Origin of the sequence: Telmatobacter bradus (assembly GCF_048629425.1) — a bacterium.
GTDB classification, from domain to species: Bacteria; Acidobacteriota; Terriglobia; order Terriglobales; family Acidobacteriaceae; genus Telmatobacter; species Telmatobacter bradus.
The window spans coordinates 3,148,495-3,163,217 of record NZ_CP184532.1 but is presented as its reverse complement, the minus strand read 5'-3'; the positions used below and the strand labels follow the sequence as shown (position 1 = coordinate 3,163,217).

At 61.7% G+C, this 14,723-nt stretch carries 10 protein-coding genes; 6 read left to right on the top strand and 4 right to left on the bottom strand.

Features of this window, described 5'->3' with window-relative positions; all coding sequences use genetic code 11:
* Positions 1 to 60: 60 nt before the first annotated feature.
* The 3 genes from ACOBR2_RS13045 to ACOBR2_RS13035 all read left to right on the top strand — a co-directional run bounded on the left by ACOBR2_RS13045 (position 61) and on the right by ACOBR2_RS13035 (position 1,889).
* Complete coding sequence (locus ACOBR2_RS13045) at positions 61 to 1,083, top strand: Asd/ArgC dimerization domain-containing protein (RefSeq protein ID WP_420236549.1); 1,023 nt, start codon at positions 61 to 63, stop codon at positions 1,081 to 1,083.
* 128 nt (positions 1,084 to 1,211) lie between these two features.
* Complete coding sequence (locus tag ACOBR2_RS13040) at positions 1,212 to 1,475, top strand: AbrB/MazE/SpoVT family DNA-binding domain-containing protein (protein ID WP_420236548.1); 264 nt, start codon at positions 1,212 to 1,214, stop codon at positions 1,473 to 1,475.
* Between the two features lie 3 nt (positions 1,476 to 1,478).
* Positions 1,479 to 1,889, top strand: a complete 411-nt coding sequence (locus tag ACOBR2_RS13035; protein WP_420236547.1) for a PIN domain-containing protein — start codon at positions 1,479 to 1,481, stop codon at positions 1,887 to 1,889.
* 234 nt (positions 1,890 to 2,123) lie between these two features.
* Here the strand turns inward: ACOBR2_RS13035 and ACOBR2_RS13030 are convergent, their stop codons facing one another.
* The 4 genes from ACOBR2_RS13030 to purH form a co-directional block, all read right to left on the bottom strand.
* Positions 2,124 to 3,275, bottom strand: a complete 1,152-nt coding sequence (locus tag ACOBR2_RS13030; protein ID WP_420236546.1) for a deoxyguanosinetriphosphate triphosphohydrolase family protein — start codon at positions 3,273 to 3,275, stop codon at positions 2,124 to 2,126.
* Positions 3,276 to 3,392: 117 nt separating this feature from the next.
* On the bottom strand, positions 3,393 to 5,456 hold the full coding sequence (locus tag ACOBR2_RS13025; protein WP_420236545.1) for a tetratricopeptide repeat protein: 2,064 nt from the start codon (positions 5,454 to 5,456) through the stop codon (positions 3,393 to 3,395).
* 187 nt (positions 5,457 to 5,643) lie between these two features.
* The gene (locus tag ACOBR2_RS13020) at positions 5,644 to 7,875 is read right to left on the bottom strand and encodes an FUSC family protein (RefSeq protein WP_420236544.1); all 2,232 of its coding nucleotides are present in this window, start codon (positions 7,873 to 7,875) and stop codon (positions 5,644 to 5,646) included.
* A 392-nt stretch (positions 7,876 to 8,267) separates the two neighbouring features.
* Positions 8,268 to 9,854: a bifunctional phosphoribosylaminoimidazolecarboxamide formyltransferase/IMP cyclohydrolase gene (gene purH, locus ACOBR2_RS13015; protein ID WP_420236543.1), complete on the bottom strand. Its 1,587-nt coding sequence runs from the start codon at positions 9,852 to 9,854 to the stop codon at positions 8,268 to 8,270.
* Between the two features lie 236 nt (positions 9,855 to 10,090).
* On the opposite strand from purH, the gene ACOBR2_RS13010 reads away from it, so the two are divergent.
* The 3 genes from ACOBR2_RS13010 (at position 10,091) to ACOBR2_RS13000 (ending at position 14,603) form a co-directional block, all read left to right on the top strand.
* Positions 10,091 to 10,933: a rhomboid family intramembrane serine protease gene (locus tag ACOBR2_RS13010; protein ID WP_420236542.1), complete on the top strand. Its 843-nt coding sequence runs from the start codon at positions 10,091 to 10,093 to the stop codon at positions 10,931 to 10,933.
* A 213-nt stretch (positions 10,934 to 11,146) separates the two neighbouring features.
* Positions 11,147 to 12,397: a BON domain-containing protein gene (locus ACOBR2_RS13005; RefSeq protein ID WP_420236541.1), complete on the top strand. Its 1,251-nt coding sequence runs from the start codon at positions 11,147 to 11,149 to the stop codon at positions 12,395 to 12,397.
* Positions 12,398 to 12,629: 232 nt separating this feature from the next.
* A complete protein-coding gene (locus ACOBR2_RS13000) occupies positions 12,630 to 14,603 on the top strand; it encodes a peptidylprolyl isomerase (protein WP_420236540.1) in 1,974 nt (657 codons plus the stop codon).
* The last annotated feature ends 120 nt before the right edge of the window (positions 14,604 to 14,723 follow it).

Below are 14,723 nucleotides of genomic sequence, written 5' to 3'. Positions count from 1 at the left end.
GCAACCTTGCTGCGCTTCCGCCCCGGCTGCTTGAAATTTTTCATCCTATTGAGGGTTATTGTGTACAAGATTGCGATTGTTGGTGCCTCATCCCTGCTCGGGCAGGAAGTAAAAGATGCGCTGGAGGAGTCGCCTTTAGCGGCAGCCCGGCTGTTGTTGTTTGATGAAGAAGATCAGCGTGGCCAGTTGGAGCAGGTGGGCGACGAGATCTCGGTGGTGCAGGCAGTGGAAGAGGACTCCTTTGACAAGGTGGACTTTACCTTCTTCTGCGGTGCCGAGGAACTGACCCGCAAATACTGGAAGCAGGCGCTGCGTTCCGGTTCCACGGTGCTGGATCTTTCCGGCGCGCTCGATCAGGAGCCCGGCGTTCTGGTGCGCGCTCCCTGGACCGGTGAAGAGGTTGCCGCCGATCTGTTCACGCCCGCCGTGGTTCCGGCCCATCCCGCCGCACTGGTTCTGGCCTTGTTGCTGGAGCGTCTGCAGCAGGCTACTCCGCTCCGTCTGGCTGCCGCCACGGTGCTGCAACCGGCTAGCGAAAATGGCCGCGCCGCCATGGACGAGTTGCATCAGCAGACCGTGAATCTGCTCAGCTTTCAGGGACTGCCGCGTGAAACCTTCGACGCGCAGGCTGCCTTCAACCTGTTGACCGGTCTGGGCGAGGCCGCCCGCATCAGCCTTAGCACGGTCGAGAGCCGCATCCGTCGCCATACCGCTGCGCTACTCGGCCACCGTGCTCCAGCCCCGATTCTGCAGTTGGTGCAGGCCCCGGTCTTCCATGGCTACACCTTCTCCATTTGCGTGGAGTTTGAGCAGCCTGTGGAGATTTCGGCCATTGAAGAGTTGTTGAATGGTGAGCATCTGGACTTGGTGCTGGAAGACACAGATTCGCCTTCGAATCTGGCAGTTACGGGCCAAAATGACGTTCTGGTGCGCCTCCATCCCGAGCGCGAGGGTCGCAATCCCAACCTGAGCACGCGTGTGTGGCTGTGGGCCGCGGCCGACAATCTGCGCCTTGCCGCCCAGAATGCCGTAGACTGCGCCCTGGACCTGCGCCGCCTGCGTCCGGCAGGACCTGTGCAGTAGAAGTTTTTTCGTTCCCCTCCGACGCTCCCGGAAGATTCTTCCGGGAGCGTCTTACTTTTAGGTTGAGTCTTACTTTTATATTTTGTCTTACTTCTTGACTGTTGTCTTACTTGGGGTACAATCTGGCCATGGAAGAGATTTATTCCACTGTGAGCAGCAAGGGACAGTTGGTGATTCCTGCCGCGATTCGCGAAAAGCTGGGAATTCATCCCGGAACCCGCGTGGCCATGAAGGTTGAAGGCGGACAGATTGTGCTGAATCCCCAGTCGGTGGAGGCCAAGTTGCGACTGATTGATCAGTTGTGCGGCATTACCGGCGGTGGGGGCTGTGAAATGCTGCTGGAAGAGCGCCGCCTGGAGAATGAACGCCAACTCAGGGAAGATGGTTGGTAAGCCATGGCAACGTACGTTCTGGATGCCTCGGCACTGATTCGTTTTCTGGACAATGAGCCCGGAGCAGCGCGTGTAAGAGAGGTTTTGAAGGCCTGCGTGTTGGGGCAGGCAGCTGTCAGCATTTCAGCCATTCAGTGGGGTGAGGTGGTTGGCAATCTGCGCAAGCGTCAGGGCGCGGCAGAACAGCAGCGCATTGTTTCTCATTTGCTGCCGAGCGAGGTCCGCATCGAATCCGTCAACGGAGATGCCGCCCAGCGCGCCGCCGAGCTGAAGGTGGATCATGGCTTGAGCTATGCCGACGCCTTTGCGCTGGAGCTGGCGCAACGCCTGCCCGAAGCCACGCTGCTCACCGCCGATTACGGTTTCAAGGCCGTAGCGTTGCTCGCGCGGATCGAATTCCTGCCGACTAAGTGAGCAAAGCAGCCGTCAGCTATCAGCTCATGGTGCAGAGAGAAGCTGTATTGGCTTTCCTCCCCAAGGGAGCACACGCATTGCCCAGCCAAGCGAAGCAGTTAGAGCATTTTCGGAATACACGTAGACTTTTTAGGGGGCTTGCAAGGTGCCTTTTTCTAGAGGAAAAAGGCACCTTGCATCCTGCTTTCGGTCTACAGCAATTCCGAAAATGCTATACACCACCGCAGGTGGTGGTTAGCGGCAGCGGGCCCAGAGTTCGTAGATGAAGGCGTCGGTCATGCCTGCAATGTAGTCGGCCACGGTGCGGGCCAGGCCCTCGGCGGGGATCTGCGTCTGATGGTCCTCGGGCAGCAGTTTTGGGTTGTTGATCAGCACCTGGAAGAGTTCTTCCACAATCTGCGCGGCCATGGCGTGGTCGGCCTCCATGTTGTCAGAGCCGTAGAGCCGCGCGTAGAGGAATTTCTTGGTTTCGGCACGCACTGCTTCCATTTGGCTGCTCAGAGCGGCCAGCCTCTGGGGCGCACGGCGTACGCCCTTTAGATCGATAATCCCCGCATCAAGCACGCGGCGGCGGGTTTCCATCATCAGGTCCGTGGCCAGCAGGTCCAGCAGGTGGCGCAAGGCATCGCTGATGGCAAGTTTTTCTGCTGCTTCCGGGTAGTCCTTGCATGCCTGATCGAAATATTCGGCAAAGAGCGGGCAGGCCGAGCGCACCTCATTGATCTGCAGAATGCCGGAAGTGAGACCATCGTCCAGATCGGCGGTCAGGTAGGCGATTTCGTCGGCCAGATCGATCAACTGGGCTTCGAGCGGCGGGAACTGGTCGAGCAGGTATTCGCCCAGCTCAGGATGCGCGGCGGCCGTGTAGTCGTGCGAATGCTTGACGATGCCTTCCCGCAGGCCGAGCGTTAGATTTAAGCCGCGAAAGGCCGGGTAGCGCTCCTCAAACCAGGTAACGATGCGCAGGGCGTGCAGATTGTGGTCGAAGTGCAGGCCGTGGGCGCGCAGAGCTTTGTCGAGAGCCTTTTCGCCGGCGTGGCCGAAGGGCGGATGGCCAATGTCGTGGGAGAGGGCCAGTGCTTCGGTTAGGTCGCTGTTGAGGCCAAGGGCGCGGGCCAGCGTGCGGGCAATCTGGGCCACTTCCAGCGTGTGCGTCAGGCGGCTGCGGAAGTGGTCAGCGGGCCAGTCGCCGGGCAGCCGCGTAAAGACCTGTGTTTTTCCGGCCAGACGGCGGAAGGCGCGGGCATGCAGAATCCGCGCCGCATCGCGCGAAAACGGCGAGCGGTAGGCGTGGGTGGGCTCGGGGTGCGTGCGTCGCGCCAGCTCGGAGGTGGGCTCGGCGCTGACGGCAATCTCCGCCGCCAGCTTCGTGATCTGCTCCTGCATAGGGCTCCTTTATCTGCTTATCGATGGTTATAGCATGGCGGGCGGAGTTGGCGGTGCGCCCCGCAAAGACGAGAGCCAACCCCATGGGGTTGGCTCTCGTCTTTGCGGCGGGGTGAGCTACTCTACCTTGTCCGTGCCGAGGGCGCTGTCCTGCTTGGCCAGCTTGGTGTGGGCGCTCTCCAGCTTCTTCTGCACCTTGGTCACGTCGTTTGGTTCGTAGTCGCCGGGTGAGGTGACGGCGAACTGCTTGAGCGCGATCTCCCACTGTGCGGCAGCCAGACGGATGCGGCCGGTTTTTTCGTAGAGGTCGCCCATGTGGTCGTGTACGGTGGGGTCGGTCTGGTCGCGGCTGATGGCCTTGTTTAGGTTGGCCTCGGCCAGTTCGTAGTCGCCCATCTTGAAGTAGCACCAGCCGAGCGAATCCAGATAAGCACCGCTCATCGGGTCAATCTCGACGGCCTTGCGGATCAGCTTGAGGGCTTCCGGCAGGCGAGGGGTCTTGTCGGCCAGCATGTAGCCGTAGTAGTTGAGCGTCATGGAGCTTTCCGGGTCGATCTCCAGCACCTGACGGAAGAACTGCTCGGCCGGTTCGTAGCGTTTTTGGCGCTCGGCCAGTGAACCGCGCAGGAAGAGCAGATAGCTGCGGTCTTCCTTCTTGGTGCTCAGCGGATCGGCCTTGCTGAATGCCTCTTCGGCTTCCTTCCACTGGTGGGTGCGTGTGTACATCTGGCCCAGCGTGATCCAGACGATGCGGTCTTCCGGCGTGTTGCCGATCAGACTCCTGGCGATGGTAATGCCTTCGGGGGCCCGGTTCTGGTCCGCCAGTTCGCCGGCCAGCATCAGCTTCAGCTCGCGGTTTTTGGGGTTGGCATCGACGGCCTTGCGAGAAACCTCAATGGCCTTGTCGTACTGCTTGGCGTTGCGATAGGCGTCCACCTGGCCCTGATAGCCGTGTACGGCATTGTCGCCGCCCAGCTCGATCATCTTCTGATAGGTGGCCAGCGCTTCATCGTTCTTGTTCTGCTCCAGATCAACTGCGGCCAGCCGTTCGAGGAAGATGCTGCGGTTGTTCTTTTCCTCGTCGGTGTATGCGCCGTTGGCGTGGCTGGTCAGGTCGACCATGGCGGTGTAGGTTTCGCTGGCTTCGTCCAGTTTGCCAAGCACGTCCAGCAGCAGGCCTTCGTTGTAACCGGCCTCCAGCGAGGATGGGTCGATCTTACGGGCTTTGTGGATGGTCTCGAGTGCCATGGCGAACTTGCCCTGGCGGCGTTCGATCTCGCTGATGCGCACCAGCGTGGAGGCGTTCTCCGGGTCAGCTTCCGACAGAATCTGATACTGCTTGAGTGCTTCGTCGAGCTGATTGTCGTTGAGCAGGGCCTGGGCCAGCGAATCAATGGTGTGCAGGTCGTCGGGCTCAAGCTCGGAGGCGCGGTGGTAGGCCGCAATTGCGTCGTTAGTCTTCTTTTGCTGGTCGTAGGCCGCGCCCAGGGCAAATTCCATTTTGGCGGTGCGGTCGGCAGCGGGCACGCTCTCGATCAGCCGGATGGCGTGGTCCAGATCGTTGCTCTCAACATAGAGGCGGGCGAGGTTGAGCACCACTTCTTCCGATTCGGGCTCAATAGCGCGGGCGGCCTCAAAGCTGGCTTCCGCCTTCTTGCCATCATGCTTGACGGTGTAGAGCTGGCCAAGAATCATGCGGTCGTCAATGCTCTTGGGCTCAAGTAGGTCCAGCTTTTCGTACTCGGCGATGGCTTTTTCCAGCACATTGCCTTCCACTTCATGCTGGCCCTGGGCTTCACCGAGCTGGCGCAGATAGATGCGTCCCAGCAGCTTGTGCGCGTCCAGGTTGTCGGGGGAGTTCTTCAGCACTGTACGTTCGGTCGTCTCGGCTTCCCGTACATGATCCATGGTGAAGTACAGATCGGCCAAAGAGTTGGCCAGGGACGTTGAACCGGGGTCGGCGTTCAGGGCCAGCTTGTACTCTTCGATGGCCTTGTTCATCAGGTCGGGGCGGCGCTCGTTGACCGCATCGTCGGCATAAGAGCTGGCCAGACCCGCATGGTAGTACGAGGCAGAGTGATCGGGTGCGGGCGTGGCCGGAGCCTGTGCCACAACCGGAACGGCGGCCGCCAGTGCGGTCGTAAGCCAGTAGAACGTCAGTCGATTGGTCAAGGTCATCATCCAGGGGGATAGCGGGTTCAGGCTCAGCGGCGGCCCTCAAAAAGCTGGTCGCAGAGTGCGGAACAGTCGTTGAGGCAGCGCCAAGCACGAACGCTCATATCTGTACAGACGATTTTACCCGCCATTTGTCGCAGAAAAGCAGAGGAAAGAGGAATTTCAGCGCGATTTCCCGGGCAGAAGCGCCGAATCAGGCCCCAGGATGCCCGGGCAGCCATCCATGATCACGCAGGGCGCGCAGCTGGCGGAAGAGAATGGTTACCTGCCGCTCGATGCGCTCCAGCAGGCGCTCGCCGGGAGGAGCCTCGGCAAAGTTGGCCAGATCAGCAGTTAGCTCATCGGGACCGGGCTCGGGCCAGCAGCACAGTGCCGCACTTTGGCCGGTCTGCTGCTCTAGCCAGATCAGCCTGGAGCAGGCCAGCTTCAGCCGCGCTTGCACAGAACGGGACTGCTTCCACTCCAGGTCGCCTTCCAGCGCGGCCAGGGTAGTGGTGGTTTGCGCCAGACGGCGCAGATAGGTGACAAAGGCTGGCACGAACTGACCAAAAGCTGTCTTGCGGGGCCAGTTTTCAGCTAGCAGGCGGTCCATGGACTCTTCCGTGTCGTTGTGGGCCAGACCGGCGGCGCGGCGGGCGTTGGCCAGCAGGCGTGAGCCGTGCCCGGTCCGCCAGTTCTCGGCCAGTTGTTCCAGGTAGCAGCGGTCGGCGGCCAAACTCGTCTGTATGTGTTGGGGGGCGCGTTCCCGTTCGTAGCTGGGAAAGATGAACAGCATAGCCAGAACCGAGATCAGAGCGCCGCCAATGGTGTTGCCGGTGCGGATGAGCGCCAGCTGCCAGTCGCCGGAAAACGGCAGCCAGGCGAGCACGAACGTAGGCGTCAAAAAGAAGGAAAAGGCCGTGTAATTGACCGGCAGAATGGCCAGCGCCAGCAGAGCCAGCGGAAACAACACGATGGCCGTGGTGAGCTGGGAGTGCAGCAGAAAGGCCAGCACGGCCGCCAAGACGCCGCCGGCCACGGTGCCCGCAATGCGCTCCAGCCCACGGCGCAGCGTGCCGGAAACATGCGGCTGCAGGACGATCAGCGAGGTGAGCAACAGCCAGTAGCCGTGGTCGATGTGCAGCAATTGGATCAATGCCTCATCGAGCCCGCAAACCAGAGCCACGCGGGCGGCATGGCGCAGCAGCAGGGAACTGGGCTTGAAGTTGGCGGCCAGCTGCTCGGCCACACGGCGCAGGGACCAGCGGGCGCTGAGCATGGCCAGCCGCGCATGCACATGGGCAAAGTGGCTGGTGGAGGCGTTGTGGGGCAGCGCGGGCGATTGATCGATTGAGCCGCCCATCCGCAGCTGCGCCGCGCAGTCCACCGAGGAGTCCAGCACCGAGGCTGCTTCGGTAATCTGCTGGAGCAGAAAGCGCGCCGCCCGATTGCTGGCGCACAGGTGGGACTCAATGTAGGCCGGCAGACGGCGCATGCGGCTGCGCTGGGCGCGGGCGTGGGCCGTTGTAAGTTTCTGACGGTGCAGCAGCAGCGAGGCGATCCAGAGTTCGACCGAACGCAGATCTTCCAGCCCTTCCAGATTGTGCTGGTGGCAGAGGGCGGTGCAGTGGCCGCCGCGTTGCGACTCCATGTGTTCGGCAATGGCGATGGTGCGGGCCAGAAGAATATCGGCGTGCTCCAGCAGCACCACCAGTTGCTGGCCCTGTTGGGTTTCAGCCTGACGGCGGGCGCGTACGGCGGCCAGAGCCTGCCAGCCCTGCTCAAGAACGCGGCGCAGACGGTACTGATGATGGCGGGCCAGACGGTGCCACAAGGCGCGATTTTGCTGGTTGCGTCCGGCCAACTCCTTGACCGAAGCAAGAAAGGAGGCCAGCTCGGTGTAGCAACTGCTGACGGCCGTGCGTGCCGGGCGGTAGCTGTCCAGCGGCCACAGCAGCAGCGAGAGCACGGCTGCCCAGGCGCTGCCGGCCATCAGCAGCAGTCCGCGGGTTACGGCCTCATGCAGGTCGCCGGAAGGCGCGCCGATGCCGCAGATAAAGATGACCTGCACCAGACTGCCCGCTGAGTTGAAGGGCTGGCCGAGTACGGCAAGGTAGCTCCAGGTAAAGCAGAAGAGCACCACCACGGGCAGAGCCCACAGCAGGCTGCCGCCGACCAGTGTGCCCAGGGTTAGCCCCAGCGCTCCGCCCAGCGCCACCGTGGCTAGAGCCGCAAGCCTGTGGCGATAAGGCCCTCCCGCGTCGCTGATAATGGCTTCAAATCCGCCCAGTCCCGCCCAGCCCAGACTGGCATTGCCCAGTGCGTAGCCAAGCAGCATCGGGGCGCAGAGCGCAATGGCCGCGCGCAGGCCGCGGTACCAGTCCATCTGGCCGAGCAGGGCGCGGAATCGTTCGTTGAATGGGACTGAAATGCTGCGGCTGGGCATGGGTCTATTAAAGCATCTTCGAGCGTGGAAGCAGCTGAAGACAAAGCTGCTTCTGCGGAGCGTATCCCGAACAGGAAAAACGCCGCTCCCGGATGGAAGCGGTCAGATTACTGACACACTCAGGTTTGAATCTATGTTGAAAGGTCACGGCTAAACAGGCTGCGGGAAAACTCGCTCCAGAGGGGATGTGTATTTGCGGAGGGAGCAGGGGCCTTCAGGCCCCTGAAGTATAGATGCCGCGAATATCGCCTTTAGGCGCGGGCTTTTTCTTGCCCTGCCTACTTTGGCTGCGAACTTCTGAAAACCTCCGGGGCTGAAAACCTCGCTCATTTTGCAGATTTTTTGCGGGGGTTAAAACCCCCGCCTCCCTCCGTAACGAGATTACCTGCAGTTTAGTGGCGGAAGTGGCGCATGCCGGTAAAGACCATGGCTACGCCCAGCTTGTTGGCTGTGGCAATCACTTCGGGGTCGCGGACCGAACCACCGGGCTGAATGATGGCCGTCGCGCCGGCCTTCACCACTTCCTCCAGTCCATCGGGGAAGGGGAAGAAGGCGTCGGAAGCAACCGCGCAGCCTGCCAGTGGGAGCACGGCCTTCTGCGCGCCGAATTTGGCGGCATCCACGCGGCTGGTCTGTCCGGCTCCGGCGCTGATCAGCTGACCTTCGCGGGCATACACAATGGCGTTGGACTTCACATGCTTGCAGAGCTTCCAGGCAAAGAGCAGGCCACGCAGCTCTTCCGCGCTCGGCTGACGCTCGGTCACAACCTTCAGCTCACCGGCAATCACGCGACCGGCATCGGCGTCCTGCACCAGCAGACCGCCGGAGACGTGCTTGATGATGGGCTTGGGCTCGGCATTCTTTACGATCACCAGACGCAGGTTCTTCTTGGCGGCAAAGCGGGCCTTGGCTTCCTCGGTGAAGCCGGGAGCCGCGATGGCTTCGACAAAAAGCTTGGAAATCTCTTCGGCAGCCTCAACGTCCACCATCCGGTTGACGCCAATAATGCCGCCAAAGGCCGAAATGGGGTCGGCCGCCAGGGCCTTTTGATAGGCCTCCAGCACCGTGCCGCCGGTGGCCGCGCCGCAAGGGTTGGTGTGCTTCACAATTACCACGGCGGTTTCATCAAACTCCTGCACGGCTTCCCAGCAGGCGTCCAGATCGACGAGGTTGTTGTAGCTGAGTTCCTTGCCCTGAAGTTGGCTTGCGCCGGCCACGCCCAGTCCTGAACCGTCGCTGTAAAGCGCGGCGCGCTGGTGGGGGTTCTCGCCGTAACGCATGGCCTGGGCCAGTGGATAGTTCACCCGCAGGGTCTGGGGCAGGGCCGCGGCGTCAGGGTTGGCGGATTCGGCTGGTAGCGGCGCGTCGGCAATGCTTTCAAGCGTGCTGGCAATGGCGGAATCGTAGGCTGCCGTGGTGGCAAAGGCCTGCTTGGCGAGCGTCCAGCGGGTGGCGCGGCTGAGTGAGCCGCCATTGGCCTTCAGCTCTTCCACCAGCGTCGGGTAGTCGGCCACGCGGGTCACAATGGCCACGTCTTCATAGTTCTTGGCTGCCGAGCGCACCATCGAAGGGCCGCCGATGTCGATGTTCTCGATCAGGTGGCCAAAGGCGACGCCCGGCTGGGCAGCCGTCTTCTCAAAGGCGTACAGGTTGACCACCACCATGTCGATGGGCTGAATCTGGTGTTCGCGGACGGCCGCTTCGTGCTCGGCGTTGCCACGGATGTAGAGCAATCCGCCATGAACCTTGGGATGCAGCGTCTTGACGCGGCCGTCCATCATCTCCGGGAAGCCGGTCAGCTCGCTGATGTCCTTGACCGTGAGGCCGGCCGCACGCAGTGCCTTGGCGGTGCCGCCGGTCGAAATCAGCTCTACGCCGAAGCTGGCCAGCGCCTGGGCAAATTCCACCAGTCCGGACTTGTCGGTCACGCTCAGCAGGGCGCGCCGGATGGGTTTGAGTGCAGTAGCGGAAGTGCTCACTTAACTCTCCTGTTTCGAGGGTGAACGCCGCGCCGGATCATGCCGGTTTGCCGGGCCGGGCGGCGGAAGTGGTAGATGGGAGCGGGCGAACGCGCAAACAGCGTTCTACAACAAGAGTACAACCTTGGGAAAAGCTTTGCATCCGCCCGAGGGCAGGCCGGATGGTTGGGGAACGACAGAGGAAGCGTGTCGCAACTCACCGCATCTCCCTGCCGCAAATGCAGTACATTGATGACATGGGCAGTGCTTCCCCTGAACTTTATCCCGAAATTTTGCCACCCGAGGGCTCGCCGGAGCCGTACACACCGCCTCCGCCGCAGCCGGAGCGCAGGCAGCGCTCCAACTGGACCGTGGCTCCAGCCACGCACGTGCTGGTAGCCGTCAACTGCTTGGTTTTTCTGGCCATGCTGGCCGGGCACGTGGGCCTGTGGAACCCTTCGCCGGAGGATCTGCTGCACTGGGGCGCGAATAACGCCGGTGCGGTGCTGTTTTACGGCGAATGGTGGCGGATTGTGACCGCCATGTTTGTGCACGTGGGCATTTTGCATCTGGCCACCAACATGTGGTGCCTGTGGAATCTGGGCATGCTGGCTGAGCCGCTGCTGGGTTCGTGGGGGGTGGTGGCAGCCTACATCCTTTCGGGCGCGGCGGGCAATCTGCTTTCCACCTTCGTCAATCAGTGGTTTGACCGTCCGCAGCCGGGCTTTGTGGGCCTCTTCGGGCCGGTGGGCGCGGGCGCGTCGGGCGCGGTCTTCGGTCTAGCCGGAGTGCTGATCATCCTGCTTAAGTCGCCGCTGTTGCCCATCCCGCAGAGCGAGCTGAAGGGCTTGCGTCGCTCGGTCATTACCTTTGCCGCCATCAATTTGGCCATCGGTCTGGGTACCATGATTCCGGGCTCGGTGGTACGCATTGACAACATGGCTCACATGGGCGGATTTGCCTGCGGGCTGCTTTTTGCCATGCCACTGGTGCCGCGCATCGGTGCTCCGCGTCCGCAGTTCCTGCTGCGGCGGCGCATCGCCATCGGCATGATGGTGATTTTCGAGACCCTCTTTGGTTTTTATCTGGCACAGTTCTAAACTTCTGCCGTTCTTCCTTTCTTTCCGTTCGAGGGCATCCCGGAACTTTTTTTCGTGTTCCGGGTTTTCCCTCGTAACGGCATAGTTGCAGACTCGTCTAAGCGAGTGTGCTGCGGTGGAGTAAGATTTCCGGCTTCCTGGAAGGCGGAAACGGCATCCAACCCGATGTATGCCGATGTGGCAGAGGTGAGTATGAAGATGAGGAATGGGGCTATGAAAAGGAATTTTTCCCGGATTCTGGCCTGGGGTGCGGTGGTTGTGTTCAGCGTGGCCGTGGCCATGGCTCAGGATGCAGCGTCGAACCAGCGCTCCGACGGGCAGATCGAGATGGACGTGGTGCACGCCCTTGATGCTGCCGATGTGCTGAAGAATGACCTGATTACGGCTGCCACCATTCAGGGCGAGGTGACGCTGAGCGGAACCGTGGCCAGCGATAGCTCCCGCAAACTGGCCGAACAGATTGTGGCCAAGATCAATGGCGTCAGCAAGGTGCAGAACAATCTGAAGGTGGGCGATCCACAGCAGGCCGCCGCCGACCAGAACCTGACCCAGCCCATGCAGGCGGCGGGAGACAGCCAGGCAGAGACGCAGCAGGATCAGTCCAATGGGCAGAATGCTCAGCCGCAGCAGCAGTATGCGGACCAGGGCAGTGCCGCCCAGCAGCCGGAGTATCCTGCTCAGCAGCCACAGTATGCCCAACAGCAGCCTTATCCGCAGTCGCAATACCCGCAGCAGCCGCCTCCGCCGGCCGGTTACGCTTATGTGCAGCCTCCGGCTCCGGTCTATCGCGTGGCAACCACGCCGCTGACCGTCCCTCAGGGCACGCTGCTGGCCCTGCGCGTGAATGAAACGCTGGACAGCAAGCATGCCAAGGAAGGCCAGCCGGTCGAATTCACTGTTCTGACGGACCAGAATTCCGCTGGTTTTCTCGCCATTCCCCGTGGAGCCACGGTGCATGGCGTGATCACCGAGGTCAGCAAGGTGGGACGTGGCCAACTGGCCGGAACCCCCACGCTTTCCATTCGTCTGACGGCTCTTGAGCTGGGCGGGCAAAGCTATCCACTGCAGTCGGATGAGTTCAAGGTGAAGGGGCCAAATAAGGCCGGTCATACCGTCGGCAGCGCCTTTGGCGGTGCATTGCTGGGTGCCATTATTGGTGGCGCGGCAGGCGGTGGTGCTGGTGCGGCCATTGGCGCGGGCGTTGGTGCTGGCGCGGGCACGGCTGCGGGCGCAGCCACCATGGGCCCCGGCGTCTGGGTTCCGGCTGAGGCGCGGGTGGACTTCCATCTGCTGGCTCCAGTCACGGTCAATCCGGTCAGCGCGCAGGAAGCCTCGCGGCTGGCCCAGGGAATGTATCCGGGCGGACCGGTGCTTTATGGCCGTCCCTATCCGCCGCCCTACGGTGCGCCGGTCTACTACTATCACCCTTATGTGGTTGAAGGTGGCTACTACACCTGGCGTTAGAGCCATAAATCCTATGCATTTCTAGGGGCGGCCCGGTTTCCGGGCCGCTTCTTCTTTTTTCCACCTGAAACAGGAGAGTAGGGATGCGCCCGAGGGGACATCTCTCGTCTATAATTGCTGAGAATCGCATCGAGCGAGAACTGCGCTTGTGCGGCAAGCCCGAAAAGGCTCCTGGCCGCTCAGCTCTGCCCCGCCCGCGCAACCTGAGAGAGTTAAAGGTTCAAGTCCATCCATGATCCGTTTCCTGCAAACTGACAATCGCCTGACCAAGGCCCTGCTGGTCGTCATTATTGGCGCGGCCTCGATCTCCATGGTGGTGTACCTGATCCCCGGCCTGGCCGGAGGCGGTGCCACCGCGCCCGGTACGTTCGCTACGATCCTTCCGCACTGGTACAACCGCTTCTTTGCCTCGGGCGACACGATCAGTCAGCAGCGCGTCGAGCAGGAAGCTCGCCGCCAGCTGATGCAGCGCAATCCCGCCTATGCCGATAACCCGATGATCCTGCAGTTTGTTGAGCAGCAGGTGGGCCAGCAGCTCGTCCAGCAGCAGGTGCTGCTTGATGAGGCCGACAAGCTCGGCGTTACAGCCACCGATGCCGACGTGCGCAACTATCTGCACACCGGCCCCACCGGTCAGGTGCTGTTTCCGAACGGCAACTTCATCGGCCAGGAAGTCTACGCCCGTCTGATCAGCGAACGGCTGAACATGAGCGTGAAGGACTTTGAGGACGGCATCAAGAAGGACATCATCATTCACCGTCTGCAGGCACTGGTGACGGCTGGCGTAAGCGTCGGCGACCAGGAAGTGCGCGATACCTATCGCAAGCAGAACCTGAAGATCAAGTTCGACTACGCGGTGCTTTCTTCCGACGACCTGCGCAAGAGCATCAATCCGAGCGACAGCGACCTGCAGGGTTTCTTCAAGAAGAATCTTCAGCGCTACGCTTCGGCTGTGCCCGAGCAGCGTCTGATCAGCTACTTCTCGTTCACACCGGACCAGGTTCCGGGTGGCGTGCAGCAGCCCAGCCAGCAGGAGGTCCAGCAGTACTATCAGGCCCATCAGGCTGAGTACCAGGTGCAGGATCAGGCTCGTGCCCGCCACATCCTCGTCAAGGTGGCTCCCAACGCCGACCCCAAGACCGACGCTGCCGCCAAGGCCAAGGCCGAAGGCATCCAGAAGCAGTTGCAGTCCGGCGGCAACTGGACCGATCTGGCCAAGAAGAACTCCGATGACCCGGGCAGCAAGGATTCGGGCGGCGAACTGGGCTTCTCGCCCAAGGGCCGCATGGTTCCTGAGTTCGATAAGGCCATCTTCGGCAACAAGGTTGGCGACGTAGCCGTCATCAAGACGCAGTTCGGCTATCACGTTGTGCAGGTGGAAGAGCGCCAGACCGCGCACGCCCAGCAGCTGAGTGAGGTTCTGCCCACCATTCAGGCCACCCTGATCCGCCAGAAGTCGGCTGCCTCGCAGGAGAACTTTGCCAAGGCTCTGGCCGCCGAGGCCGTGAAGAACGGCTTGGCCAAGACCGCCGCCGCGCATCATCTGGAACTGGCCACCAGCCAGCCCGTTACCAAGCAGGGCGTGATTGCTGCCCTGCCCGACAGCACGGCGCTGATCAGCAAGGCATTTGACTCGAAGCAGAGCGACCCGGCGCAGTACGCTGCCACCGGCGAAGGCTACGCCATCTTCCAGGTTTCCGCAATTGCCGGTGCCCATGCTCCGTCCTTTGCCGACTGGAAGTCGCATATTGCCGACGACTACCGCGATGACCAGCTGCCCGGCCTGCTGGCCCAGAAGACCACCGAGCTGGCCACCAAGGCGCACAACTACAACGACCTTGCCAAGGCTGCCAAGGAAGTGGGCGCAACCGTCAAGCAGAGCGATCTGGTCAGCCCCACCGGCCAGGTTCCTGACCTAGGTCAGGTAGCACAGGTTGCCCCCCAGTTGCTCTCCATGAACGTGGGCAACATCAGCGGTCCGATCAACGCCCAGCGCACCGGCGTGGTGGCCAAGATCGTGGACAAGCAGGAGCCCAGCGCGGACGAGATCGCCAAGAACTTCGATCAGACCCGTGAGCAGCTGCTTGACCAGCGCCGCAACGATGCCTTCAGCACCTTCATGAGCGGCGTCCTTGCCGACTACAAGAAGCACAACCGCATCCGTATCAACGCAGAAAAGAAGGGCGCTCCGGAACAGGGCATGTAAGCTCTTTCAGCGCTTTTTTGAGGGCCCGCGACCAACCGGTCGCGGGCCCTTTGCGTTGGCTCAGGCAAGGCCTGCCAGGCATGATTGTTGTTCTCTCTGAGTCTCTTGTCGCATCTTTCA